The following is a 26,350-nucleotide window of genomic DNA, read 5'->3' as shown; positions in this document are numbered from 1 at the left end:
GAGGATTTTTCCCTGGAGATGGAATGTAGATAAGAAGCTTCATAGTACATACGAATATTTACCCATACCCTCATCGTACGCCTCGTAAACCAATAGATTCCAAATTTTAATAAAATGCAGGGAACCATTTTGACAAACTGTCGTCTGTATGTGTAGGGAAAGGAGGCCGGCATGAATATGCAAAGCGCGCGCAATCAGGAACAGAAGATCAATCAGGGCACCCTCACATTCGACAGCATTATGAAGGAATATGGCCAGAATGTCTTATGGCTGGCATATTCCTATGTGAAAGATAAGAGCCTTGCCGAGGATATCACTCAGGAAGTTTTCATCAGCTGCTATAAAAACCTGGATGCTTTCCGCGGGGATTCATCCATCAAAACCTGGATTTACCGGATTACAGGAAACCGATGCAAGGATGTGCTGAAATCCTGGTCGTACAGAAGCAGGAAAATAACAGGAGCCCTGTTTGACCATCACCAGTCTGAAGGAGACAGCCCCGAGGCGGCCATCTTGAAAAAAATCGAGGACAGGGAGCTCTCAGTACGGGTGCTCTCCCTCCCGGTCAAGTACAGGGAGGTCATTTATCTGCACTATTTTGAGGAATACAGCATTGAACAAATCAGCACGCTCCTTTCATTAAATGCCAGTACCGTAAAAACTAGGCTGCACCGCGGACGGAATCTGTTAAAAGACATGTATGAGAGAGGTGATTCGCTTGGAAGATAAATTGAAAAATCTGCGCGGGAGCATGACAGACACTGTCCTTCAGGATGTGGTTTTCGATGAAAAGCTCGAGAGCGGAATCAAAGCGGGAATCGCAGGCGGCGTGCGGCAGAATAAAAGAAAGCGAATAATGAAGCGGATTGGGGTATACAGCGCAGCGGCCGTCCTGCTGATTGGGCTGTTCATCAGTTCGGCTTTTGTTTCACCGGTAATGGCCGATGTGGCATCCAAGATTCCTTATCTCAAGCTGCTGTTTAAAAAAGAAGACATCAATGATCTGATGGTGAAGGAATTAGAAAAGAAGCACTATAAATTCAGCGGCCTCGGAGTTTCCTATCAGCCGCAAAAAGAATTCCACATCCAGCTCGAAGGCTCCAAGGAGTATTACGACAGCATTAAGGGAGACGTTAGGAAGCTAGCCGAAAAAACGCTGGAGTCTCAAGGATACGATGCATTTAAAATTGTTATCGACCGCTTTGATGCTAGCGCCATGGAAAAAGAGCCGGCCCCGGACGCTAAAGAGTTGAAGCGTCAGGCGCTGGAGAAGGAGCTGAATGTTGCTTTAAAGAAAGAAGGATTCGACATAATGAATTTATTTGTCAGGGACTTTAAACCGGATGGGAAGGTCGTACGGGACATCCAGGTGGAAATTCCGGATACGGAAAAACGGGTGGATGAACTGAAGCAGATTATTGCAGCTGAGGTGAAGGCGCGTAACGGTGAACCTTATCCCATCAAAATCCGGAAGATTAACCTGGCGAAACGGGAACAGGACAACCGCTGGGGCTCAGTCATTTCTGCCATCGCCCAGGACCTGATGGCCAAGAAAGACTTCCATGCAAAAGGAATTGGCTACACCGTGTACCCTGAACCGAAAATCACCATCCGCACCGAAATCAAAAGCACAGCCGGGGATGCGGAAGAATTCGGACAGAATATGGAGATGCTGATCGCCGAATTTTTACAGAGCCCGGAGATGAAGGAACTCGTTAAGGGGGATGCCTATAGCATCTGGATTATGAGTTCGGATAAGAAGAGATTAAACTGAAGGAGGAAGCGGTGCCCGTTGTGTGGGGGTGCCGCTTTTTTGGCGGGGGAGTATTTGATAAAGGGCCAGTCAGTTATGAGGGGGCAGGCGGCTGGAGCATTTTTTGTACCGCTTGCCGGCTGTTGGGCTGGAAGGCGGTGGTTTTTTTGCTGAATATGGCGGGGGAATGGTGAGTTTTTCCTGAGGTGAGGTGAATTTGGTGTGAGGGCTGGTTTTTTGGCTGTTGGGCAGGGGGCGGCGGGGCAGCTGGAGGGGTGTTACTTGCGGATTATAGCAATTTACTGCAGAGTCAGCCTGTTTACTTGCGGAAATAGAAATTTACTTGCGAAACTCGGGAATTTACTTGCGGAAGCCGCCAATTTACTTGCGGGACTCAAGTTCACTTGGCGTGCCCGTCAGCGCTCCGCCTCCAGTTCAAAATCTATTTAATAAAGGGCCAGTCAGTTATGAGGGTGCAGGCGGCTGTAGCATTTTTTGTACCGCTTGCCGGCTTTTGGGCAGGAATGGATTGCTATTTAGCTGAATATGGCGGGGGAATGGTGATTTTTGCTTGAGATGAGGTGAATTTGGTGCCCGGGCGGATATTTTGGTGTTAGGCAGGGTGGGCGGGTATATTAAAAAGGTCTTCTGGGCACCGTTACTCGCCGAACTCGAGATTTACTCGCCAAAAACGCGGATTTACTCGCCAACCGCGTTCTTCCCAGAATCACCCGCCATACTCAAAACCCACCCCACCCGCCACTCCCACTCTGTTATAAACGAAAAGGCGCCGCAATCTTTTACACAGTCTTAACCGAAAAAGATAAATGATGTTATTATTTTGTAAATTGGGGTATTTATATCACAAATACCTTTATCAGAAAGGCAGTGAACCCCTATGAAACATGAATACAAATCTAACCGTGATCAATTTGGCAATTTGCAGTCTGATTACTTAATGGATAAAGATGCATTGAAGACGAAGAAGATTTTGACTCAGGCCAGGACGGAATATACTCACGGCGCTACGAAGATTATTGAAAAGGTGCAGAGTGAATTCCTTGAGGCGAAACGTTATGAAGAAATTGATAAAGCTCTTGAACAAAAAGATAAAGCAAGATTTATGGCACTGACATCAGAAGGTTGGGAACAGGCGCTATGATACCGATGATTACAAGTTAGGCTGTCTAACATTTAACCGTTGTTAGGCAGTTTTTTTTGTGTCAAAAAAAGCCTGTCCCGGTGAGGGGGCAGGCAGGGTCTGTTAGGTGAAGTCGGGCCAGTTGGCCTGGTATTCATCGCCTTCGATTTGTTCGAGGGTGCGGTATTTGAAAGGAGTGAGCCCGGATTCTTCTTTTGGAATGAATTCTTTGGCGAGTTCAAATGGCAGCAGCTCGAATTGTTCGTTTTTTTCTGAGATGAAGTAAGCGCCGGCAATCTGCCCTCCGTTGTTCAGGTCGAGGGTGAGGAAGGCTGGATAGTAGGTGCCGTCGGCGGCCTCAAGGATTGCTTTGGCGGTGACGGCAGAGCGGTCTGCTTCATACTCGGCGGCGTCATTGCTAATTTTATCGAGGACCTTCAGGGCCCAGCCTGGCTTTTTATATCCGCCGATGATTTTTGGCGGATGCGCTTTTAACTGTTCTAAAAGGTCTTTGTTTTGATCCATCATCTAACTCCTCCATTACAGCAAGATGGGCCGCGGGAAGCAGCCATCTTTTCTATGTCTAGGGTTCTATATGAAATGAGATTAGTCTGTCTATTCATATAATTTAGTATAAAAGATATTTTAAAACAATGTCAAAACATACCATTATTGGCGGGTTACTGGTTTTCTCCCATGCCTGGATGTTCGTAGTTGGTCAGACTTGGTGTAAGATAGATGGAATTTACATTGTGCAGGATAATGATTTTATCCACTTCATACGTTTTAATATATTGTTCTACATTCATTTTCTTATAATGGCGCAGATCGAGCACCCGTGTTTCTTCAAAATGCCGGGCAAAGAATTGGATGGCAGCATTGGCATAGGAATCTTTGATGATCAGGAGCGTCTGGCCCTTTTTATTCGGATTATAAATTGCTGTTTCGGAATGGTCGCCGCCTAGATAAGTGCCGTACCGGTTGGTGTACAATTCATCCTGGTCAAGCATGTCCATATTGTAAAAACCGCGGTCACAGACAGCGTTGTAGCAGACATTGATCTTCTCTTCGCTGAATTTAGGTGTGGCTACTGTTACCGTGTCATGCTTCTTTACATATGCCTTTGTTGTAGTCCGTGCATCTGAGCCGTAGAAGGGCTTGCCTTCTTCCTTCCATTCATAATCCTTGAAGTTACGGGGAGCTCCGACGGCAGGATCGTCTTCAGCCATTTTTGCCATCACATCCTGATAAGCATAGAAGGCGGCTTTTGCTTTCCAGTGGTGATCGGTGTAAAAATACATATTCCCTTCGTCCAGATGTGATTTGACTGTCTGCAAAGGGTTGACCGGATGGGCAGAAGGGCTGATTTTCTTCATAAGCTGTGATGTATTTTTTTCACCAAAGCTAGGGAAATAGCTCGGGAATTTGTCTTCCATAATGGTCGACTTGTTTGGCATGAGCGTGAAGTATGTGTCAGCGCCAAGTTTCTTGGCTTTTTCTGAGAATGTGTTGATTTTGCCCGCAATCTTCTGGGCGTCTGAATCTGTACCGTCCTTGACAGGGCTCAGGAGGTAGCCGTCCTTGTGAACATAAACGTTCCGGACGATATTCTGGCCGAGCACATATTTATTTATTTTTGAATTGATTTCCACAAAGCGCTCGCGCGTTGGGAACTGATCGTTATAATACGTTTCAAAGCGTTTCGTATAGTCCCCGGATATGACGGATTCCACATTGGCATCCGGCCTCTGGGTAAGATTCCGGTTTTCAAGGACAGAGAGCTTTAGGTCTTTCGCTGACCATGTCCAAATGGTGAAAACGGCAATGATCAAAAGGAATATTCCAGTTACAATATAGTTCGATAATGCATGCTTCATGTTTGTCGGTAACCTCCCATCTTTTTAGGTCTAGAAGCGGAAGTAGATGAACGGGTTGAACGTGTTGGCAACGACTGAGACGATGCCGATTGCCATTACCAGCAGGTAATAGCCGGTTTTGCCGATATCCCAGGCAGCCTGGGTGTACAGGGTTGGGCGTTTGTCGAGCACGCTTTTATTAATGGTGACTAAAAGCGGAGTGGCACCAATGATGGCAAGCAGAATCAGGATTCCGTACTGAGTGAAATAGTATCCTGCGTCCGCACTCCAGATGCCGGCTCCATTCAAGCCGAGCATCGCCTTGTAATAGCCGATGGCATACGTAAAGGTTTCAGCACGGAAGAATACCCATCCGGCGATAACCACGAGGAGGGCATAGATATGCTGGACGAATACCGGCCATTTTTTCAGGAGCTTTCCAAGGAATGCTCTCTCAAGCATGATGAACACGCCATAATAGACGCCCCAGGCGATGAAGGTCCAGCTCGCCCCGTGCCAGATTCCGGTGGCAAACCAGACGGCAGCGAGATTCCGGTATACCTTCCATTCAGACACACGGCTTCCGCCAAGCGGGATATACAGGTAATCACGGAACCAGGTTCCGAGTGAAATATGCCATCTTCTCCAGAATTCTGCTACAGAACGGGAGATATATGGATAATTAAAGTTTTCAAGGAAATCAAAGCCGAACATTTTTCCAAGGCCGATCGCCATGTCGGAGTATCCAGAGAAGTCAAAATAAATCTGGAGGGAGTAGGCGATAATCCCAATCCAGGCAAGCCCCATCGAAATTTCGTCAGGGTTCTGGGCGAACACCTGGTCAGCCACCCAGCCGCAGTTGTTCGCAAGGAACATCTTTTTGCCAAGGCCGATGATGAAGCGCTTCGTTCCATAGGCGAATTTCTCAAAAGTTTCTTTCCGGTCCTTGATCTGGTCGGATACCGTTTGATAGCGTACGATCGGACCTGCAATCAGCTGGGGAAAGAGGGACTTATAGAGCGCCATATTGATTGGATTCTTCTGTACCCCGCCATCGCGGCGGTATACGTCGATCACATAGCTGATTGCCTGGAAGGTATAAAAGGAAATTCCAAGCGGAAGCGGTACATTCGGATTGGCATAATCCGTTCCGAACAGGCTGTTCATATTTTCAACGATAAAACCTGCATATTTGAAGTAGCCTAGCAGCATCAGGTTAGAGATGACCGCTACAGCCAGGATCCATCTGACCGCTGTTTTGCTCTCGCGCTTTTTATCAACGATGATGGCGAACACATAGTTGATCGCAATGGAGAACAGCATGATCGGCAGGAACTCAGGCTCGCCCCATGCGTAAAAGGCAAGGCTCGCCCCAAGCAGCCAGGTGTTCTTGAATGTCCGTGGCAGTATGTAATAAACAACAAGTACAACTGGTAAAAAAAGAAAAAGGAAAACGGTTGAGCTGAATAACATAGTAAAAAACCTTCCTACATTAATTAGTCGTTTGTTTCATCTAGTGTGCCGATTACAAGTCAACTTCATTATTCTACTAGCTAAATATGTGTTAGACAAGCAATAGAAGGAAATTGGCAGGGAGAGGAAAAAGGGCTTTTAAGTAAGGGCTTTTTATAAAATCAAAGGGCCGGGTCCCTCAGTCACACGCGGCAGGCTGGCTTGACCATCCTTATGCGGTGACAAAAAGAGGGAGCCAGACCCTTGTGGGACGCCTCTTAAGATTTGGTTTTAAAATAATCTCTTATAGCCAAGGAACCTTGTTTTGAAATAGGAGACTTCCGTCGAAGTGACGGTGATTCCCTTGGTGGAGTCGGCATGGATGAACCGGCCGTCCCCGATATAGATTCCCATGTGAGTGATGCTTGGCGAGCCGGGGCTTGGCGAGAAGAAAATGAAGTCGCCGGCCTGGGGCTGTGTAACCGTCTGGCCTTGGCCGAAATAGTTTGCAGAGCTTGTACGCTTGATGTCAAAGCCTGTCCGGCTGAATATGTAATAAGCAAAACCGCTGCAGTCAAAGCCTGCAGGAGTGGAGCCGCCATATAAATAGGGAACTCCTAAGTATTTATGTCCTTCTTCTATGGCCTGCTGGATTTTCACGGCCTGTGTTTCTGTCGGCTTGGCAGGAGCTTTCGCCGGAGCCGGAGCAGGTACTGCAGGCGTCTTTTTAGGATTTGGGATCACAAGCTTCTGTCCCGCTTTGATGCTTTCCGTCTTCAGCTTGTTCGCCTGGATGAGATCCGCTGTAGTAACGCCGTATTTGGAAGAAATCAGCCAGAGGCTGTCACCGGGCTGGACTATATAATTTACAGCTGGTGCCGTTGGAGGCTGTACCGGTTTGGGTGCAGGCTTCACAGCCGGCTTTGGTGCCGGTTTAGGTGCCGTGACCTTCAGCTTTTGGCCGAGCTTGATGGTATCGTTCTTCAGGCTGTTCCACTTTTTCAGGCTGGATACCGTTGTTTTATATTTCCGCGCAATTTTATCAAGAGAGTCGCCCTTTACAACCGTATAGACCGTTTGTTTAGGTGCAGCGGGTTTCGGTGCAGGCTTTGCAGCCGGCTTCTTATCCGGCACCTGAAGCGTCTGGCCAAGGAAAATGGCATCGTTTTTCAGCTTGTTCATTTGCTTCAGCTGTGCAACTGTGACACCGTTATTCTGGGCAATCTTGCTGAGAGTGTCGCCGCTCTTCACCTTATAGGAAGCCGCTAAGGCAGAAGGAACCAAACTGCTGGATATTATAATAGAAGCAGTCAATGCCGCAATCGTCTTTTTCAAAAGGTCCACCCCTAAAATTTACTCTTTTTACATCATTCTACATAATATCCCATAACAGTAATATTACATTTTCGTTACAAAACAACTCTAATCATCCTCTTCACACAAAAAAGAACAGCACCCGCTGCTCCTATTTGTCATATATTGTCTGGGAAATAACCGGGAAATGGGGGACTGTCCCCTATTTCCCGGCCCTTGCCCTATATTTGTCATAAATGAACCGGACGATGCCGTTTCGTTTCAGCTTCTCCTGAATTCTGGAGGGGAAGGAAGGGGGTACAGGTGCTTGCTCCGGTACCGGCTTGGGCTTGATTAAATGGTCCCAGGTCCCTGTCAGTCTTTGATAGCGCTGAGATCTTTCAAGATCCTGCCGGATTTCCTGGGTAAGAGACGCAGGAACTGAATCAGACAGCAGCTGCCGCTCTGAATCTTGTAACACGATCTGATGGAGCTGGACCAGGAACTCGCGGTAATATTCCTTCGTGTAGTGAACATAAAAAGGGCCCCATGGATGCTTTTCGTAGGTAAAGAGGCTTTTCACCCCTATCGTCCTTGCCTGGAGGGCAGAGGCTGCGTATTCATCCATTGTATTCCACAGCTTGTTCATCTGTTTCACATTGATCCGCGCGACTCTGCCGGATTCACTCAATTTTATGTATGGCTTGGCTTCTCCCTTTTTTAGGAGGAACTCTACGTTTCTTGCTTTATGTATGATGACTTTGCATTGCGGCACTTCAGACCGGATGAATTCACTAAGTGAGTCAATGCTTTTTTTCCAAAGATCGAGATATTCCTCTGTATTCTTCTCAAGCTTCCATTCCTTCATCCCGCCGCTTTCTTTCAGTGCCTTGTAAAAGGGAGTTTTCCACACCATCCAGCGGTTGTTCGTGATGTATCGGTTCTCGCTCAGTTCAAGGCAGCCAAAATGAATGTCGGCAAAAAAATCGAGAATTAAGTATTCCGGCTGCTGTTCCTTCAGCAGGCTCAGGAATTCTTTATTTAGATCAGTTCTTACATTCCATTTCTGATAATCGCTCAGTTCTCCAAGGTCTTCCTCGGCAAACACAGCGGGCTCAGACATCAGGCTGATGATCGAAGTCTGATTCTGCGTCAACACACACTCATAAAAATCCTTGTAATTCTCGTTGAAACGGGAATTAAAATTATCCCGCGTTGCACAGCTTCCAAGCACTGCCACACTCATATTATGGCTCATAAGTAAAAAACTCCTTAACTTCTGCGTCATAGTGTCGATATATGTAGATGAAATGCTCTAACAAACCTAGTGTACCCATACACCCTTTCATATGCAACTGAACAAAGATCCCCTTGGGAAATAGGGGACTGTCCCCGGCCTGTCCGGAACGGCGCAGGGATTTTCCCCCTGGGAAATAGGGGACTGTCCCCGGTCTGTTCCGCACGGAGCAAGGCTTTCTCGCTTGGGAAATGGGGGACTGTCCCCGGTCTGTCCGGCACGGCGCAGGGAATTTCCGCCTGGGAAATAGGGGACTGTCCCCGGTCTGTCCATTGCCTTCATACCCGTTATTCTAGGAATGAAACTAGGTAGTTGGAACCTTTTTGGTAATTAATGTTCACAATTTGTGTAATTTTTTGCATAATAGGGATTGTGTTACATTTTAGGGAAATTTGTCTTAGGGAGGATTGTTGGCTTATCAAGATTAAATATTCTGCTGCTGCTTGGTTTGTGATTAGTTTAGGATTGTTTTTTGCTCTCTTTTTCTCTGGTTCGAATGCTTCGGCCGGTGGAACCTCGTGGAACGCCTCGTATTATCCGCTGCCTGACCGGCAAGGGACGCCAGTCAAAACGACCGTGGACAAGCTGGATTTTGATTGGGCATACGGTTCGCCGAATTCTAAAATTACAGGCGACAATTATTCTGCTCTTTTTACTAAGAAAATTACACTCTCCAACTCTACTAAATACCTGCTGTCAGGAAAGGTAGATGACGGCATCCGCATCTGGGTGGATGGCAAGCTTCAAGTGAATGATTGGACCGATGGAGTACATTTTTTTAATAAAGAGATTACATTAAGTGCAGGAACTCACGTAATTACGGTCAATTATTATGAGAAAAAATACAGATCAAGCATCAAAGTCGATCTGCAGCCTGTTCCGGAAATACCTGCGGACAAATGGCTGGCCGCTTACTACCAGACCCCTGATTTCAGCGGCACCCCGCTCTATCAGACCACGGCTGCTGTTCAGTACAATTGGGGAACCGGCTCACCGGCATCATCCATACCGAAGGACAATTTCACAGCCGTATACCAAAAGAAAGTGAACACCGCTACACCCGGCACGTATAAGCTTTCGGGCACGGCCGATGACGGCATCCGGATTTATGTGGATAACATCAAGCAGGTGGATCTCTGGAAAACAGGCACCAACAATGCCTTCAGCAAGGAGCTGAACCTGAGTGCCGGCCCGCATATTATCCGTGTCGAGTATTTTGAAAAAGGCTATTATTCTAAGATAAAAGTAGATTTTGAGAAAAACGCAGTGCCTGCCGCTGCACCTGTGCCAAGCACAGAATACTGGACAGAGGCCTACTATCCGGCCGCAAACTTTGCCGGAACCCCTGTCCACCGCACCGTTAAATCCCTGAATTATTCCTGGGGTTCGGGAAGGCCGGCAGCCGGCATCCCGAGCGACAATTTTACGGCTAAGTATCAAAAAATCATCAAGCCCGCGACAGCCGGAAAGTATTTGATTTCCGGTACGGCTGATGACGGCATCCGCATCTATGTGGACGGTGTCAAGCAGGTGGACCTCTGGAAGACAGGCACAAATAATACCTTTAATAAGGAAGTCTATCTGACTGCTGTTCCGCACACAATCAAAGTTGAATACTTTGAAAAAGGGTATTATGCCAAATTGAAGGTGAATGTGGACCGCATTGAAACAGCACCTGCGGTAACAGCGGACAGCTGGGTGGAAACTTATTATCCGAGCACGGCCTTCACCGGACTGCCAAAATACCGCACTGTAAAGAATTTGAATTACTCATGGGGCAGCGCGGCTCCGATTTCCGGCATTCCTGCAGATAACTTTACCGCCCGGTACGAAAAGAAGATAAACGTGCCAGTGAAAAGCGAGTATGTGATTTCCGGTGCTGCCGATGACGGCATCCGCATCTATGTGGACGGAGTCAAGCAGGTGGATCTGTGGAAAACGGGGACGAATAATGCGTTCAATAAAACGATAACTTTGGCAGCAGGTCCTCATACCGTCAAAGTCGAGTATTTTGAAAAAGGCTTGTATGCCAAAATAAAAGTGGATGTAAAGCAGAAAGTGCCTGCCCTTTCAACGGCATACTGGACAGAAGCTTACTATCCTTCCACGAATTTCACAGGCACCCCGGTATACCGGACGGCAGCCAATTTGGATTATTCCTGGAGCAAAGCGGCACCGATTGCCAGCATACCGGCTGACAATTTTACGGCGGTATATCAGCGTAGTATCAGCGTGCCGGCCGGCGGCGATTATGTGATTTCCGGAACCGCCGATGATGGAATCCGAATCTATGTGGACAACATCAAGCAGGTGGATCTCTGGAAAACGGGGACAAATAATGCGTTCAATAAAAAGCTCGCGTTAAAAACAGGACCTCATACCATCCGGGTCGAGTATTTTGAAAAGGGCTTATATGCCAAAATCAAGGTTGATGTGAAGAAGGCGCCTGAAGTCATCAGGCCGCCTGCCAATTTCACTGAATGGACCGCTCTGTATTATCCAACAACCAATCTGACGGGCACGCCCGTTGAGACAGCCCATCAAAGCCTGAACTTTAACTGGGGAACAGCATCACCGGCTGCGGGTATTCCGGCTGATAATTTTTCTGCTAAATACAGCAGAAAAATCGCGGTTCCGTCCGTGGGCAAGTACAAGCTGTCCGGAACGGCTGATGACGGCGTGCGCATCAAGGTGGACGGAGTCATACAGGTGGATATGTGGACAACAGGCTCTCATACAATCAATAAGGATGTGACTCTGTCCGCAGGGGAGCATCTGGTGGAAGTGGAATATTATGAAGCGGGCTACAAAGCGGCACTTGTCCTGAATATTGAAAAAGTATCCATCAAAACCACTACTACGTACACGAATTACAATTATACGCTTCAATCTGCGGTCGATAAGCAAGTGAAAGTAAATCCGCAGACAGATAAAAAATATGATGCTTATGTAAGTGCCATGGCTTTCTCTTCCATATCCGGCACCACTGCCAAAGTTGGAACTGTTTCTGGCGGACCGTGGAATGTGCGCGGAGGGGCAGGGACAGAATACTGGGTAATGGCGAAGCTGACAGATAAGCAGAAAATCACCATCCTTTCAGAAAAAATTAAGGCCTCAGACGGCGGGTATTGGTATAAAATCAGTCTGCCGGTAACCTGGAAGACAGCAAGCCCTGAAGATGTGAAGTATTATTTGACTCCGGGGAATTTCACTGGGAGTGCCTCAGCTAAATTCCAGTTCTTAAAGCTCTCTGGAAGTGCCGGGACAAATGCTTATGAGATCAATGATAAAATTCTTACCTCAAGTGCCGGCGTTTTAAAAGGAAAGGCTGCAACCTTCCAGCAGGCAAGCCAGACATATAATATTAATGAAGTGTACTTGATTTCACATGCACTCCTTGAGACAGGAAATGGCGGCTCTCAGCTAGCGAAGGGTGTAAAGGTCAAGAAGCAGCGGAACTCGAACGGACAGGTGATTAATGGAAGCGACGGTTATCCGCTGCTGACCATCCTGAGCTCAACCGCCACAAGTTATGATGCCATTGTCTATAATATGTACGGCATCGGGGCCCTTGACAGCTGCGCGCTTACGTGCGGCACAAGAAAAGCCTTCATCGAGGGCTGGACCACAGTCGATAAAGCCATCATCGGCGGAGCGAAGTTCGTGGCCGAAAACTATGTAGCCCGCGGACAGGACACGTTGTATAAGATGAGATGGAACCCGGCGGCTCCTGCCACCCACCAATATGCCTCAGACATTGGCTGGGCCTACAAGCAGACCTCAGGCTTCTACCGCCTGTACGACACCCTCGAGAACTACACAGCCGTATACGACATACCGCTGTATCAATAAACATACCGAAAAAAGCTGTCCCATCCTCATGGGGCAGCTTTTTTAATAGGGGGACTGTCCCCATTTCCCGGAAATGGGGACAGTCCCCGTTTCCCGGGAAATGTCGAAAACCAGGGGGGAGCGTTTGCAGACTGTTTCTTGAAAAGGATGGGGAAACAGTGTATAGTTTTAAAAGAGTTTTATAGCACGAATCGACATCCGTAAACAAAAAAACACTAATGAAATTACATTTTTATACATGAAAAACCGTTCCGTAAAAAGGCCGCATATGATGTGCGGCTTCTATCGGGTGCGGATAATGCCAATTCAACTGGAAAAGGGGCTGTCACTTGTGATCTATGCAGAGATTTTAGCAGGCGGTAAAGGGACAAGGATGGGCAATGTAAACATGCCGAAGCAATTCCTGTCGCTGAATAACCGTCCCATCATCATCCATACGATTGAAAAATTCATCCTGAATGACCGTTTTGACAAGATACTCGTCGTATCGCCAAAAGAGTGGATCAACCACACGAAGGACATCATCAAAAAGCACATCGGCGATGACAGCCGTGTTGTGGTGGTGGAAGGCGGGAAGGACCGCAATGAATCTATCATGAGCGGAATCCGCTACATCGAGAAGACAGCAGGCCTCGGAGAAGATGATGTCATCATCACCCATGACTCTGTGCGTCCATTCCTCACGCACCGCATCATCGATGAAAACATCGATGCGGCGCTCAAGTTCGGAGCCGTCGATACGGTGATTGAGGCCATCGATACCATCATTCAGTCAGAGGACGGGGAAGCGATCTCGGATATTCCGGTCCGCAGCACGATGTATCAGGGCCAGACACCGCAGAGCTTCAATATAAAGCTACTGGTTGACCACTATAACTCCCTGTCTGACGAGCAGAAGGCCATCCTTACCGATGCCGCCAAAATCTGCCTGATCAAGGGTGAGAAAGTAAAGCTGGTACAGGGCGAAGTATTCAATATAAAAGTAACCACTCCTTATGACCTCAAGGTCGCGAACGCGATCATCCAGGAGAGTATTGCGAAATGATTAACCAGGTCTATCGCCTAGTCTCTCCGCGCCAATTCGAGGTCACCTATAAGGATGCATCCCTGCAGTCGGATTATGTGGTCATTCGCCCGACCCACCTGTCCATCTGCAACGCGGATATGCGCTACTATACCGGCTCCCGCGGCAAAGAGGCCATGGCTAAAAAGCTGCCGATGGCACTCATCCATGAAGGGATCGGCAAGGTTGTCTATGACCGGAAAGGCGAATTCAAGCCCGGCACGCCAGTTGTGATGGTGCCGAACACCCCGGTCGAGGAAGATGAATATATCGCAGAAAATTATCTGCGCACAAGCAAATTCCGCTCAAGCGGATTTGACGGATTCATGCAGGATTATGTGTTCATGGCACGCGACCGTCTTGTCGAGCTGCCGGAGGATCTGGATCCGCATGTAGCGGCATTCACCGAGCTCATCACGATCGGCATGCACGCGCTCATCCGCTTTGAGGCCAAGGCCCATCCGCGCCGTGCGACCTTCGGGGTATGGGGCGACGGAAACCTCGGCTATATCGTGTCATTAATATTGAAAAAGCGCTATAAAGACAGCCGTGTGGTCATCTTCGGCAAAACAGGGTACAAGCTGGATCACTTCTCATTTGTGGATGAAGCGTATCAGATAGACGAAATTCCTGAGGATCTGCAGATTGACCATGCCTTTGAATGTGTCGGCGGCATCGGCAGCCAGACGGCCATCGACCAGATCATCGACCACATCCATCCGGAAGGCTCCATTGCCATACTTGGGGTTTCTGAATATCCGGTCGAGGTGAACACGAGGATGATTCTTGAGAAGGGCCTGACCATGATCGGCAGCAGCCGGAGCGGCAGGCAGGACTTTGTCAACACGGTCGAATTCATGAAAGAACATCCGGAAATTGTGGAATATTTCTCCACCCTGGTTGGAAGCGTGAATGAAGTGAAAACCATCCAGGATATTATAGATGCATTTGAAAAGGATCTTGCCACATCATGGGGCAAGACAATCATGGAGTGGAAAATATAATTACAGGGCTCAGCATGCGAAAGAAGGAAGGCACAGCATGAACAAACTCAGATTACTGCCTGTTAGGCTGACAAAGCTTCTGATCAGCTCGCTTTACCGCATGTTCAGCCTTTTCTTTAAAGTGAACAATAAAAAGGTTACCTTTGCCTCCTACCGATCTGAAGAGCTGAATGGTAACTTGTTTTATATCCATCAGAAGCTTGTAAAAAAACACCCGGACATCAACACGCATTTCCTGTTCAAGAAGTTCCGGAGCACCGGGCTCGGCAAGCTGGATTATCTGCTTCATATGGTAAAAGCCTGCTATCATCTTGCGACTTCCAGGTATTTCATCATTGATGATTATTATTTTCCGGTGTACGCCATCAAGCCGAGAAAGGGTGCCGAAGTCATCCAGCTCTGGCATGCAGCGGGCGCGTTTAAGAAATTCGGCCTCAGCACCGTCGGGACCCCGTTCGGGCCGAGCCAGGACTATTTAGAGGTCATCAAGGTTCATTCGAATTACTCCTGGGCCTTCGCAAGCGCCTCCGGCATCATTCCTTATTATGCCGAGGCTTTTGGCATGGAGAATGAGCGGATCCTCCCGCTCGGCGTCCCGAGGACGGACTATTTTTTCCAGGAGGAAGCCGCCGCCGCTGTCAGGGAGCGGTTCTTTCATACCTTCCCTGAGCTTGCCGGCAGAAGGCTCATTCTATATGCACCAACCTTCAGGGGGAAAAGCCACTATCAGGAGGCCTTTCATTTTCCCATGGATTTTGAGAGGATGAAGGATGAGCTTGGACCTGAATATGCCCTGCTTGTCCATCTTCATCCTTATATGGATGCGAATGTTCATCTTGGGGCCGAAGGGTTTCTTTACCATATTAAAAAGAACTTTGATATCAACGAACTTATGCTTGTTTCAGATATCCTGCTTACTGATTATTCCTCCGTCATCTTTGATTACAGCCTGCTTCAGAGGCCGATTGCATTTATTGCCTCCGATGTGGAAGAATACACAGCAGAACGAGATTTTTATTATCCGTATGAATCGTTCATTCCGGGACCGCTGTTCACTGAAGACGGCCCGCTTATCGATTGGATTCTTGAAGAAACCTTTGATATAGAAAAAGTCACCGAATTCCGGGACCGTTTCTTTGATTATCGTGACGGCCGGGCCAGTGAACGTATCATTGATCACCTTTTTAGAGAACAGTTTACAAAAACGGGAGCACATCATGAATAGATTAAAAAGAATTTTATCCGTTTTACTCAGAAACAGGGGGAACCTGCCATATAAGCTGCTGTCGACAAAGATATTCAGGCTGCTGTACAAGGTATTCTGCAGACTGCCGCTTGATGAAAAGAAGGTGGTATTTGCTTCAGACAGCCGGCTCACAATCGGGGGGAACTTCGAATTCGTACTCGAAGAGCTTAAAAAGCAGGATCCTGGGCTGAGCTACTATTTCCTGTTCAAGAACGGGGCAGACGTCAAAAAAAGCGTGGGGGAGATCATCTCCCTTGCCTACCATCTGGCGACCGCAAAGAACATCCTCCTTGATGACTTCTTTCCGATGGTCTATCCGCTTAAAATACGCAAGGGAGCCGAGCTCATTCAGCTCTGGCACGCTGTCGGCGCATTCAAGACATTCGGCTACAGCCGGGCCGGTAAGCCGGGCGGCCCAAGTCTTGAGTCAAAAAACCACCGCAACTATACGAAGGCTATAGTAAGCTCGCAGGAAGTGGCAGAGCATTATGCTGAAGGATTCGGAATCCCTCTGGACCGCGTCGTGGCAACCGGCATTCCAAGGACAGATATCTTCTTTAATGAGTCGTATAAAGAGCAGGTAATAGAACGCCTCCACCGCGAATTCCCTTATCTCCGGGATAAAAAGGTGATCCTGTTTGCGCCGACCTTCCGCGGAAACGGACAGCAGACAGCTTTTTATCCGACAGAGGTTTTGAATATCGACTTCTTATATAATTATCTGAAAGATGATTATGTATTCCTGTTTAAGATGCATCCGTTTGTTAAGGATTTTTGGAATATCCCCAAGGAATATGAAGGATTCTTCCATGATTTCACTTCTTACCGGGAAATCAATGATCTGCTGTTCGCAGCAGATATCCTGATCACGGACTATTCATCCGTCTGTTTCGAATTTGCCCTGCTGGACAAGCCCATGCTGTTTTTTGCACCTGATGTGGAAGAATATATTGAACACCGGGACTTTTACTACAACTATTATGACTTCATTCCGGGTCCGCTTGTCCGGACTACCGAGGAATTGATTTCCACAATCCAGAATGGGCAGTTCAGGATGGACCGGTTGGATTCGTTTGTAGAGCATTTCTTTGATCATATGGATGGGCAGTCCAGCCGCCGTGTGGCAGAGCTGATCCTGGATAAAAAATTGCCCGTGCGAGAAAAAAACTTAGGTAACGTTGAAACGGACATTTCCTATGGATAGAGGAGTTAGTCAACATGCAGCTTCAAATCATTACTAAGCCATACTTAGAAAATATCAAAGTGAGCGCCATCATCCCTGTCTATAATGTAGAGGAATATATAGAAGAAACGCTGGATTCCCTATTGAACCAGACTCTTCAGGGAATCGAGATCATCCTGGTCGATGATGGTTCCAGTGACAGCAGTCCTGACATCATCATGGATTATGCAGCAAAACACGGGAACATCGTCTTCATGAAGCAGGAGAATTCAGGTCCGGGAGCTGCCAGGAACAATGGACTGGACGCCGCCCGCGGAGAGTTCGTCAGCTTTGTCGACTCAGATGACACCCTGCCGTTTGATGCACTAGAAACCATGTATACGGCAGCCATCGATGAGCAGGCAGATATCGTCACCGGAACATCCCTGAGCTTTAACAGCAAGGAAACCTGGTATATCCTGAGCCATCTTCATAATGGTGTGTACCGCCCGGGGGCAAAAAATCTCGTCCGCAATCCGGAGCTTCTTTATTCACTAGGACCCTGCAATAAGCTGTATAAGCGCAGTCTGATCGACACGATCCGCTTTCCAAAAGGAATTCATGTAACAGAGGATCAGCCGTTTGTCATTGAGGCTTATCTGCGCGCGAAAAAGATGTTTACTGTCGATAAGATCATCTACAACTACCGTGCCCGGGAAACAGACACCAACACATCTCTTAGCCAAATGGTGAATGTGGATTCGGTTAAGGTTCTGACCGACATCTTTAAAAGCCTTAAGCTGTCCGATCAGCTGTGGGCAGATCTTGTGCCGAATAAGTCTTCAGGCTTTTTCCTGCGGAGAAGCTATTATCACCGGATCATCTCCCATGATATCTGGCCGGCTCTCCGGAGCGCACTCGCTGCGAAGAATGAGGAGCAGCAGCAAAAAAGCTTCTCCCTTGTCCTGGAATGGCTGCGTTCTTTGCCATTCCGGCTGATCAATGAACTGCCGCTTCTGCATCGTGTTCTTACTATTGAAGTGGCAGACCGTTATACGCTGCTCAGGCCGAGGGGAAGGAAGGCCCATCTGAAGGTTATCCGCTATCTGTTCCAGGTCATTGACCCTGGTTCGATCCAGATGCATGAATCTTCCAAAAAGGGGGCTTCCTTCAAGGCTGCCAGAAAAGCCGCACGAAATAACAGCAGCGGCCCGCTTTCGGCCCATGCTACCCGCCTGCGGATCAAAAAGGCCAAACTGATGGTCAAGACAGCGGCGGCCCGCAGGATTGTCTATCCGCTCGCAAAGCTTTTGCCGGTGAAAAAGAAAATTACTTTTGCCACCAATAAGTTCAATAAGCTGGGCGACAGCTTCAAGTATATATACGAAGAACTGGCAATCGAACGCCCGGATTATGAAATAAAAGGCTATTTCAAAAAGAAACGTTCTTTTACCGAGTTCTGCAGACTGTATTTCGATATTGCCACATCCAGATATGTACTTCTTGATGATTATTACCGCCCGCTGTACAAGCTGGGCGTGCGCAAGGGAACAGATGTCATCCAGACCTGGCATGCTGCGGGGGCCTTCAAGAAATTCGGCCACAGCGCTGTTGGATATCTTGAGAGCAATACGAAGGAATTCGAAAACGAGGCTCACAGCTTTTACACAAAGGCTGTCGTGACCAGCCAGGAAATCGTCCCGCATTATGCCGAAGCGTTCGGTCTGCCCGAAAAAGATATCTATCCGCTGGGGCTGCCAAGGACCGATTTCTTCTTTGATCAGGATGCAGTCGGACATGTGCGTGAAACCTATTACGGCACCTATCCAAAGCTGATCGATAAAAAAGTCATCACTTATGCGCCGACATTCCGCGGCGGACCGGGCAAGCGCTCAAGCTTTAAAATCAAGCTCGACCTTGTGCAGATGGCCAAAGAGCTTGGCGATGAATATGTATTGGTGCTGAAGCTCCATCCATCCGTCACCAAAAAGCTCGATATCCCGGAAGAAGCACGCGATTTCGTCATGGATATGAGTGCAAACGACATCAGCAATGTTCTTTCCATTACAGATGTCCTGATCTCGGATTATTCGTCCCTTGTATTCGAATATGCCCTGCTCGAACGCCCGATCATCTTTTATGCCTATGATCTGGAAGACTATCTCCAGGACCGCGGCTTCTACTATGACTATGAAAGCTTTGTTCCGGGACCAATCGTCACAACCACAGACGGCATCATCGAGGCAGTCCGGGAAGGCCATTTTGACATGGAACAGATCAAGGCATTCAAGGATAAATTCTTCGACCATCAGGACGGAAACTCAGCCAAACGCTTCGTCCAGACACTAATCGAAAAATAAATTCCGGAAAAAGTGTAACTTAATCCGGACTTGCTCCGTCTAATATAATGAAACGAAAGCTTGTTCAATTCCAGAACAGCCCTTGCAAAAAAGGGGAATGGGTGTGTACGCCCATTTCCCTTTTTGCGCAAAAGGAGAACAGGACGCCCCAAAAGGCTCGAAAACAGCTTTCCATCCAGAGCCAGTGTCCTCCATGACAGGAAGCTTTTAGGGTTTGAATTAATCACCCTTTGGTTATATAATGTGTTGAATGACTATAACCATACCTTTACTAATTTAATAGAATGCTTTATTAATAATGATTGTTATTTTTATATAAAGTTGTAGGGTTACTTTATGATTTAACATGGGACTTACGCTTTTGGAGCGAGTCTCCTGATCCGGCTGCGAACTGCGACCTTCGAGTCATAAGTCAATCAGTCCATGGAAAGAATACCGCTTCCCACGGACTGCTCGCCTTATGCTTGTCAGGTCGCTGCTTTTCAAAAAGTTAATGGGTTCTATAAAATTTCTTATTCATTCTGCACCCATTTATTTAGTTTGAAAAGCACCGTTCTCCGCCTTACAAGTGAGGAGTTGAGAAACGATGAAGAAGGTACTGACTTACGGAACGTTCGATCTGCTCCACCCGGGGCATATTAATCTGCTGAACCGCGCCAAGGCGCTTGGCGACTATCTGGTTGTGGCGGTTTCGACAGATGAATTCAATGCTGGAAAAGGCAAGGATGCCTATCACAGCTATGAGAACCGGAAGCTGATTCTGGAGAATCTGCGCATGGTGGATGAAGTGATCCCTGAGGCGACTTGGGATCAAAAAATTCAGGATGTGCTTGACCATAAAATAGATATCTTTGTAATGGGTGATGACTGGAAAGGGCATTTTGACTTCCTGAATGAGTACTGTGAGGTCGTTTATCTGCCCCGCACAGTAGGTGTATCCACGTCAAAAATAAAGAGTGATCTGCATTATGTCCACAATGGTTAGGGAAATTGCCATTACGCTGTATCTATCCATGGTCAAAATGATTTTCATTCTGTGCAGAATTTTTCCACAAAAAAACAAAACAGTCTTCATGGTTTCTTTTGGGGACAATACAAGGTTTGTGTATGAGCAATTGAAAAAGCGCACTCCGGAGCAGGAAGCGGTATTCTTATGCAAAGGACGCGCTTTTGACATGTTTCAGGCCGATTATGGCAGCGAAACGGTTGTGCCGTTTGAGTCAAGGAGCCTTAAGGCGCTGTTTCAGTCGGTTTACCATCTGGCAACCGCCCGGCATGTAATTGTGGACAACTACTACGGAATCCTGGCTGCAGCTGCCCTGAAGCCGGGCACCGAGGTGATCCAGCTGTGGCATGCAGCGGGGGCCATCAAGAAATTCGGTCTTCACGATGAATCCATCAAGACCAGGAGCAGACGTGCACACATGCGTTTCCTCGATGTCTACAAAAAGTTCGACCGGGTTGTTGTCGGCTCGGATGCCATGGCCCGTATTTTTACGGAGGCGTTCGGCCTTCCTCAGGAGAATTTCCTGAGGACCGGAATTCCGAGAACGGACTTCTTTTTCGATGAAAGCCTGAAGGACGGAATCACCGCTGATTTTAAAGCGGAATTTCCGGAGCTTCAGGGTAAAAAAACGATTCTGTATGCCCCGACTTACCGTGATAATGAGCTTGACGAGTTCAAGCTTATGCTCGATATCGATTTGATGAAGCGGGAGCTGGGCGGTGAGTATGTGCTATTGCTGAAGCTGCATCCAGCTGTCCAAAAGACGGTCGACTATGAAAACGAATATCCCGGCTTTGTCTATGATTTCACATCTTCCGGGAATCATATCAATGAACTTCTCCTGGTCACAGATATCCTCATTTCCGATTATTCTTCCATTCCGTACGAGTTTTCGCTGCTCCAAAAGCCGATGCTCTTCTTTGCTTATGATCTGGAGGAATATACACGGGACAGAGGTCTGTGGGAGGAGTATGAGTCTATGGTTCCCGGGCCTGTTGTTTCCAATACAGAGGAGCTGGCAGGTGTCATTAAGAGGGCGCAGTTTGACCTCGAGGCTGTCAGGAGCTTCGCTAGGAAATGGAATAAATATTCCACCGGCAAATCAAGCAGCAAGCTCATCGATTATCTGGAAAAGGGCCCAGCTGCCGAACGGCAGAGGGGCGTTATGTAGAAGAATTTGATGACAGAATTAATGTGTACTATAATAAATGGTGGTGCTTGCCTGGACTAAGCGGAGTCCGGAGCTATTATTTGGTGTCAGCGTGCCATATGGTGCGCCTGATGTAATCTATGTGCGGGAAGGTACAACATGATTTCAATGTTTAAAGTAATCAAGGAACAGATCAGCTGTTTTTATTTAATTCGCAGACTTTCTCTGTTTGAACTGAAAAGTGCAAACAGCAACCATTATCTCGGGATGCTCTGGGAAATCATCAACCCGATGATCCAGATCGCCATTTACTGGTTTGTTTTTGGACTGGGAATCCACAAGGCGCGGCCAGGAAACGATAACACAGTTGATGGAGTGCCATTCATTTACTGGCTCATTTCCGGGATTGTTGTCTGGTTTTTCATCAACCCGGCCGTCCTTGAAGCGTCGAAGTCGATTTATACCCGGATCAATTTCATATCCAAAATGAGCTTTCCAATGAGCGTGATCCCAAGCTATGTGATCATAAGCAAGTTTTATCAGCATTTGATGCTGGTCGGCGTGATTACGGTGATTCTGCAGTTTACGGAATTTAAGTTTACTGTCTATTTCTTATCACTGCCTTATTATATGTTTGCGCTGCTTGTCTTTTTAGTGGCCCTTTCATTAATCACATCCACTCTTGCCACAATCGTGAGGGATGTCCAGATGGTGGTCCAGTCCATCATCCGTGTTCTGTTATATCTGACGCCGCTTTTATGGGCGCCGTATGATTTCAAGTACAATTATCTTTTGAAACTCAATCCTTTTTATTACATTGTCGAAGGCTATCGTTCAGCAATGCTCGGGAAGAGCTGGTATCTGATTGATCATCTGCAGTACACCGGTTACTTCTGGGGAATCACACTTGTGCTGCTCGCCATCGGTTCGGCACTTCATGTGAAATTCAGAAACCATTTTGTTGATTATCTATAAAATGGAAGTGAACTTATGACAACAACTGTAAAAGTAGAAAATGTATATAAAAAATATAAAATGCACAGCAAGGCAACGGAGAAGCTGCTCGATATCCTGCTTCCAAGCGGGTATGGCGAGGACTTCTATGCGCTGCAGAACATCAGCTTCACCGCCCAAAAAGGGGATGTTATCGGCCTTGTCGGCGTGAACGGCTCTGGAAAATCGACTCTGTCCAACATCATTTCCGGCGTGATGCCCCCGACAAGCGGGGATATAGAGACTGTGGGGCAGACCGCCCTGATTGCCATTGCTTCCGGCCTGAACAATAACCTGACAGGCCGCGAGAACATCGAGCTCAAATGTTTGATGCTCGGCTTCAACAAAAAGGAAATCGAAAAGCTTGAGCCGGAAATCATCGAGTTTGCCGATATCGGCAAGTTCATCGATCAGCCGGTCAAAAAGTATTCGAGCGGTATGAAATCCCGCCTTGGCTTTGCCATCTCTGTGACGGTCGACCCGGATATCCTTGTGATTGATGAGGCCCTTTCTGTCGGAGATCAGGCTTTTGCTGAGAAGAGCAAGAACAAGATGTTCAGCTTCCGTGATGAAGGAAAGACCATTTTCTTTGTCAGCCATGCGATTCACCAGATCAAAACTTTCTGTACGAAGGTCCTTTGGCTGGAATATGGAGAAATCAAAGCGTTCGGAACAACAGAAGAAGTGGTTCCGCAATATGAGGAATTCCTTAAGCGCTATAAAGCCATGACACCTGCCGAACAGAAGAAATTCCGCGAAGATGCCATCAAGAAGCAGAGCCAGAGAATAGACGCGGTTCAATCATAAATCAGGGTGCTTCCTACGGAGGCCCCTTTTTTATTAAGGCATTGTTAAGGAAGGCATACTATAATAGACTGGATAAAACCGTGTCGAAGGACTGAAAACCATGGAAACTCAACAAGTTGAAATACTCGGCATCCCCTTTACAGGCGGAACGAGAGCGGACTTTATCAATAATAGACTGAAACCAAGAATCATGAACGGAGAAAAAACCTTCATTGTGACGGCCAATCCTGAAATTGTCGAGCTTGCCGTCCATGATTCTGAATACAAACGAAATATCGATCATGCCGATTACATTGTACCGGACGGTATAGGAATCATCGTAGCTTCCAGAATGCTGAAGCAGCCGCTGCAGGAACGGATTACCGGCTTTGAGACAATGCTCGAATTATTTACACTTGCCGCGTCGCACGGACTCAAGGTCTATATGCTCGGCGCCCAGGAACATGTGGTGAAGCGGGCGGCAGAAAAGGTGAAAACTGAATATCCGGATTTAATCCTGGCAGGCTGGCATCACGGATTTTTTGATGTGGAGGATGGTGCCCTTGCTTCCGAAATCGCAAGCCTCGAGCCTGACCTCATCTTTGTGGCAACCGGCGCACCGCGGCAGGAAAAGTGGATCGCCCTGCATCAGGACAAGTTCAAAAAAGGCTTGTTCATGGGAGTGGGAGGCTGCTTTGACATACTGGGCGGCGAACTGAAGGGCGCCCCGCCGCTTTGGAAGAAGTTCCATGCCGAGTGGCTGTACCGCCTGCTCGAACAGCCATCCAGATGGAGAAGGATGCTCGCCATCCCAAGATTCCTGGTCCGGGTGGCAAAAAGCAGGAAAACGTGAAACCTTTTGGAGGAATCCTTCGTCTATCATAAAGGAATTCAATCGAGAAGGATAGGTGGACGAAAAGTCTTTCATAAGGTGTATGAAGGCTATTTGGAAGCCGCCAGGCCAGTAAAATGTCCTTCATAGAGATCATGAAGGACATTTGGAAGCCGGCCAGCCCGTGAAAAGTCCTTCATGGGTGTTATGAAGGACATTTGGAAGCCGGCCAGCCCGTGAAAAGTCCATCATAGGGGTCATGAAGGACATTTGGAAGCCGGCCAGCCCGTGAAAAGTCCTTCCTAAGGGTCATGAAGGACATTTGGGAGCGGCCCGGCCCGTGAAAAGTCCTTCATAGGGGTCATGAAGGACATTTGAAAGCCGGCCAGCCCGTGAAAAGTCCATCATAGGGGTCATGAAGGACATTTGGAAGCTGCCCGGCCCAGAAAAAGTCTTTCATGGGTGCCATGAGGACATTTAGGAGCTGCCCGGCCCGCGAATAGTCCTTCATAAGCTGCATAAACCCGCCGTCCATTAACATGTTTCTCAACATGGCCGATATAATTCCTGAAACACCCGCTGCCGGGAAAGGTAAAACTGACAGCTTCAGCCATTTAGCAAGCCGGCTTTACCGGGTCATTTGGACTGTGCCGTGTAACAAAAATGACGCACATATGACAGGGTTAGGAAAAACTCTTCAAAATAAGCGGCTTTGTAAAATTTTCGTGGAGAAATTTGTAGAAACACTTTATAATGTATAGTTAAGGACACAACGAAGAATGGGAATTGCGGCCAGATTATGCAAATAAGTTACAGATTTAAAAAAATGGGTAATTGTTTAAATACATTTATGCTGGAAAAGGAAAAGAGGTGGATTACTTGCTGCTGTTAGCTTTCTCTCTCGCTTTAATTATATCGCTGCTTATTACTCCATTAGTCATCAGGTTTGCGCTGAAAGTGGGGGCGGCAGACAAACCTAATAGCCGCAAGGTCCACACGAAGATCATGCCTTCGGCAGGGGGGCTTGCGATCTTCATCAGCTTTATCGCCGTTATGCTGATCGTGAACCCGGATATACCGTACGGCTATAATTATAATGTTACGGCCATTCTGGCAGGAGCCTTCGTCATCGTGCTCTTCGGCTTCCTGGATGATATCCACGAAATGAAGGCCAGGACCAAGCTGATCGGCCAGATTGCCGCAGCCCTGATTGTTGTATACTGGGGCGGTATTCAGGTTGAATACATCAACCTGCCGTTCGGCGGACAGCTGGACTTTGGGATGTTCAGCATCCCAATCACCATCCTCTGGATCGTCGGAATCACCAACGCCATTAACCTGATTGACGGACTTGACGGTCTTTCGGCCGGTGTATCGACCTTCGCCCTGCTAAGCATCTCCGGCATGGCGATGATCAAGGGCGATATGTTCGTTGCCATCACGGCATTGATCGTGACTGGCGGCACCGTGGGCTTCCTTAAATACAACTTTTTCCCGGCAAAGGTGTTCATGGGGGATACGGGGGCTCTGTTCCTCGGGTACATCATCTCGGTGCTGTCCCTGATGGGCTTTAAAAACGTAACCTTCATCTCTTTGGTAGTGCCGATCATCATCCTCGGTGTGCCGATTTCCGACACTTTCTTCGCTATCATCCGAAGAATCGTGAACAAGCAGCCGCTTGCGGCGCCTGACAAGTCCCATCTGCATCACTGTTTGCTGCGGATCGGCTTCACACATAAGCAGACTGTTCTCTTGATTTACGCGCTGTCCGCATCGTTTGGCCTGGCAGCTTTCATCTTCTCCATGTCCACAGTCTGGGGAGCGATGCTGTTCATCACCATCCTGATTGTAGCCATCGAGATCTTTGTAGAAAAAATAGGGCTCGTCGGCGGCAACTATCGGCCGCTCCTGAAGATGCTGAACTCCAAAGTCAACGCGAAAGACAGACCATAAATCAAAGTCCCGGCCAACCTGGCCGGGCTTTTTTTGGTGTGGAGCGGGGGACGGGGCAGGACCATTGCAAAAGCCTTATTTCACCAAGACGGTAAGGGCCTTTTTCTCTATTCTTTTCCTGCCTGACATAAAAAGATTGAAATTCCATCCA

The 26,350-nt window shown here is 47.7% G+C and carries 19 protein-coding genes and 1 pseudogene; 15 read left to right on the top strand and 5 right to left on the bottom strand.

Features of this window, described 5'->3' with window-relative positions:
- The first annotated feature begins 171 nt into the window (after nucleotides 1–171).
- The 3 genes from V1498_RS20210 (at nucleotide 172) to V1498_RS20200 (ending at nucleotide 2,915) form a co-directional block, all read left to right on the top strand.
- Nucleotides 172–729 carry a sigma-70 family RNA polymerase sigma factor gene (locus V1498_RS20210; protein WP_409295814.1) on the top strand — a complete coding sequence of 186 codons (558 nt, stop codon included), beginning with the start codon at nucleotides 172–174 and terminating at the stop codon, nucleotides 727–729.
- The gene (locus V1498_RS20205; RefSeq protein ID WP_409295813.1) at nucleotides 719–1,774 is read left to right on the top strand and encodes a DUF4030 domain-containing protein; all 1,056 of its coding nucleotides are present in this window, start codon (nucleotides 719–721) and stop codon (nucleotides 1,772–1,774) included. Before V1498_RS20210 ends, V1498_RS20205 begins: the two co-directional genes overlap by 11 nt.
- 877 nt (nucleotides 1,775–2,651) lie before the next feature.
- Nucleotides 2,652–2,915, top strand: a complete 264-nt coding sequence (locus V1498_RS20200; RefSeq protein ID WP_409295811.1) for an IDEAL domain-containing protein — start codon at nucleotides 2,652–2,654, stop codon at nucleotides 2,913–2,915.
- Nucleotides 2,916–3,017: 102 nt separating this feature from the next.
- Here V1498_RS20200 and V1498_RS20195 read toward each other — a convergent pair whose 3' ends face one another.
- The 5 genes from V1498_RS20195 to V1498_RS20175 form a co-directional block, all read right to left on the bottom strand.
- Complete coding sequence (locus V1498_RS20195; protein WP_409299388.1) at nucleotides 3,018–3,419, bottom strand: hypothetical protein; 402 nt, start codon at nucleotides 3,417–3,419, stop codon at nucleotides 3,018–3,020.
- Between the two features lie 155 nt (nucleotides 3,420–3,574).
- Nucleotides 3,575–4,771 (bottom strand): DHHW family protein, encoded by a 1,197-nt coding sequence (locus tag V1498_RS20190; RefSeq protein WP_409295809.1) that lies wholly within the window; start codon nucleotides 4,769–4,771, stop codon nucleotides 3,575–3,577.
- Nucleotides 4,772–4,801: 30 nt separating this feature from the next.
- Complete coding sequence (locus tag V1498_RS20185; RefSeq protein WP_409295808.1) at nucleotides 4,802–6,223, bottom strand: MBOAT family O-acyltransferase; 1,422 nt, start codon at nucleotides 6,221–6,223, stop codon at nucleotides 4,802–4,804.
- A 270-nt stretch (nucleotides 6,224–6,493) separates the two neighbouring features.
- Entirely contained in the window at nucleotides 6,494–7,537 is a 1,044-nt protein-coding gene (locus V1498_RS20180) for a LysM peptidoglycan-binding domain-containing protein (protein ID WP_409295807.1), read from the bottom strand.
- A 181-nt stretch (nucleotides 7,538–7,718) separates the two neighbouring features.
- Nucleotides 7,719–8,753: a DUF6270 domain-containing protein gene (locus tag V1498_RS20175; RefSeq protein WP_409295806.1), complete on the bottom strand. Its 1,035-nt coding sequence runs from the start codon at nucleotides 8,751–8,753 to the stop codon at nucleotides 7,719–7,721.
- 489 nt (nucleotides 8,754–9,242) lie between these two features.
- Here V1498_RS20175 and V1498_RS20170 point away from each other — a divergent pair, with 489 nt between their 5' ends.
- The 12 genes and pseudogenes from V1498_RS20170 to V1498_RS20115 all read left to right on the top strand — a co-directional run bounded on the left by V1498_RS20170 (nucleotide 9,243) and on the right by V1498_RS20115 (nucleotide 26,199).
- Entirely contained in the window at nucleotides 9,243–12,644 is a 3,402-nt protein-coding gene (locus tag V1498_RS20170) for a PA14 domain-containing protein (RefSeq protein WP_409295804.1), read from the top strand.
- A 331-nt stretch (nucleotides 12,645–12,975) separates the two neighbouring features.
- Nucleotides 12,976–13,689, top strand: a complete 714-nt coding sequence (locus tag V1498_RS20165) for a 2-C-methyl-D-erythritol 4-phosphate cytidylyltransferase (RefSeq protein WP_409299386.1) — start codon at nucleotides 12,976–12,978, stop codon at nucleotides 13,687–13,689.
- Nucleotides 13,686–14,711, top strand: coding sequence for a ribitol-5-phosphate dehydrogenase (locus V1498_RS20160; protein WP_409295802.1), 1,026 nt, complete (start codon nucleotides 13,686–13,688; stop codon nucleotides 14,709–14,711). The genes V1498_RS20165 and V1498_RS20160 overlap by 4 nt, the downstream gene beginning before the upstream one ends.
- Nucleotides 14,712–14,748: 37 nt before the next feature.
- Nucleotides 14,749–15,936 carry a CDP-glycerol glycerophosphotransferase family protein gene (locus V1498_RS20155; protein WP_409295800.1) on the top strand — a complete coding sequence of 396 codons (1,188 nt, stop codon included), beginning with the start codon at nucleotides 14,749–14,751 and terminating at the stop codon, nucleotides 15,934–15,936.
- Nucleotides 15,929–17,161 (top strand): CDP-glycerol glycerophosphotransferase family protein, encoded by a 1,233-nt coding sequence (locus V1498_RS20150; protein ID WP_409295798.1) that lies wholly within the window; start codon nucleotides 15,929–15,931, stop codon nucleotides 17,159–17,161. Before V1498_RS20155 ends, V1498_RS20150 begins: the two co-directional genes overlap by 8 nt.
- 14 nt (nucleotides 17,162–17,175) lie before the next feature.
- Nucleotides 17,176–19,479 carry a CDP-glycerol glycerophosphotransferase family protein gene (locus tag V1498_RS20145; protein WP_409295796.1) on the top strand — a complete coding sequence of 768 codons (2,304 nt, stop codon included), beginning with the start codon at nucleotides 17,176–17,178 and terminating at the stop codon, nucleotides 19,477–19,479.
- Nucleotides 19,480–20,065: 586 nt separating this feature from the next.
- Nucleotides 20,066–20,464, top strand: a complete 399-nt coding sequence (gene tagD, locus V1498_RS20140; RefSeq protein WP_409295794.1) for a glycerol-3-phosphate cytidylyltransferase — start codon at nucleotides 20,066–20,068, stop codon at nucleotides 20,462–20,464.
- Nucleotides 20,448–21,656, top strand: a complete 1,209-nt coding sequence (locus V1498_RS20135; RefSeq protein ID WP_409295792.1) for a CDP-glycerol glycerophosphotransferase family protein — start codon at nucleotides 20,448–20,450, stop codon at nucleotides 21,654–21,656. Before tagD ends, V1498_RS20135 begins: the two co-directional genes overlap by 17 nt.
- Nucleotides 21,657–21,794: 138 nt before the next feature.
- Nucleotides 21,795–22,610, top strand: a complete 816-nt coding sequence (locus tag V1498_RS20130; RefSeq protein WP_409295790.1) for an ABC transporter permease — start codon at nucleotides 21,795–21,797, stop codon at nucleotides 22,608–22,610.
- A gap of 15 nt (nucleotides 22,611–22,625) precedes the next feature.
- Nucleotides 22,626–23,408, top strand: a pseudogene (gene tagH, locus V1498_RS20125) (teichoic acids export ABC transporter ATP-binding subunit TagH); the annotation flags it as partial.
- A gap of 127 nt (nucleotides 23,409–23,535) precedes the next feature.
- Complete coding sequence (locus tag V1498_RS20120) at nucleotides 23,536–24,267, top strand: WecB/TagA/CpsF family glycosyltransferase (protein ID WP_409295789.1); 732 nt, start codon at nucleotides 23,536–23,538, stop codon at nucleotides 24,265–24,267.
- Nucleotides 24,268–25,125: 858 nt separating this feature from the next.
- On the top strand, nucleotides 25,126–26,199 hold the full coding sequence (locus V1498_RS20115; protein ID WP_409295788.1) for a glycosyltransferase family 4 protein: 1,074 nt from the start codon (nucleotides 25,126–25,128) through the stop codon (nucleotides 26,197–26,199).
- The last annotated feature ends 151 nt before the right edge of the window (nucleotides 26,200–26,350 follow it).

This window comes from Paraperibacillus marinus, assembly GCF_046237605.1.
Classification (GTDB): Bacteria; Bacillota; Bacilli; order Bacillales; family DSM-1321; genus Paraperibacillus; species Paraperibacillus marinus.
The sequence above is the reverse complement of the archived record's forward strand: the minus strand, read 5'-3'. Positions and strand labels throughout refer to the sequence as shown.

Bases quoted from the DNA above. Each gene is read 5' to 3' on its own strand.
- V1498_RS20185 (WP_409295808.1), bottom strand. From the start codon at position 6,223: ATGTTATTCAGCTCAACCGTTTTCCTTTTTCTTTTTTTACCAGTTGTA.
- V1498_RS20135 (WP_409295792.1), top strand. From the start codon at position 20,448: ATGTCCACAATGGTTAGGGAAATTGCCATTACGCTGTATCTATCCATG.
- V1498_RS20155 (WP_409295800.1), top strand. From the start codon at position 14,749: ATGAACAAACTCAGATTACTGCCTGTTAGGCTGACAAAGCTTCTGATC.
- V1498_RS20190 (WP_409295809.1), bottom strand. From the start codon at position 4,771: ATGAAGCATGCATTATCGAACTATATTGTAACTGGAATATTCCTTTTG.
- V1498_RS20150 (WP_409295798.1), top strand. From the start codon at position 15,929: ATGAATAGATTAAAAAGAATTTTATCCGTTTTACTCAGAAACAGGGGG.
- V1498_RS20200 (WP_409295811.1), top strand. From the start codon at position 2,652: ATGAAACATGAATACAAATCTAACCGTGATCAATTTGGCAATTTGCAG.
- V1498_RS20195 (WP_409299388.1), bottom strand. From the start codon at position 3,419: ATGGATCAAAACAAAGACCTTTTAGAACAGTTAAAAGCGCATCCGCCA.
- V1498_RS20160 (WP_409295802.1), top strand. From the start codon at position 13,686: ATGATTAACCAGGTCTATCGCCTAGTCTCTCCGCGCCAATTCGAGGTC.
- V1498_RS20145 (WP_409295796.1), top strand. From the start codon at position 17,176: ATGCAGCTTCAAATCATTACTAAGCCATACTTAGAAAATATCAAAGTG.
- V1498_RS20130 (WP_409295790.1), top strand. From the start codon at position 21,795: ATGATTTCAATGTTTAAAGTAATCAAGGAACAGATCAGCTGTTTTTAT.
- V1498_RS20210 (WP_409295814.1), top strand. From the start codon at position 172: ATGAATATGCAAAGCGCGCGCAATCAGGAACAGAAGATCAATCAGGGC.
- V1498_RS20175 (WP_409295806.1), bottom strand. From the start codon at position 8,753: ATGAGCCATAATATGAGTGTGGCAGTGCTTGGAAGCTGTGCAACGCGG.
- tagD (WP_409295794.1), top strand. From the start codon at position 20,066: ATGAAGAAGGTACTGACTTACGGAACGTTCGATCTGCTCCACCCGGGG.
- V1498_RS20120 (WP_409295789.1), top strand. From the start codon at position 23,536: ATGGAAACTCAACAAGTTGAAATACTCGGCATCCCCTTTACAGGCGGA.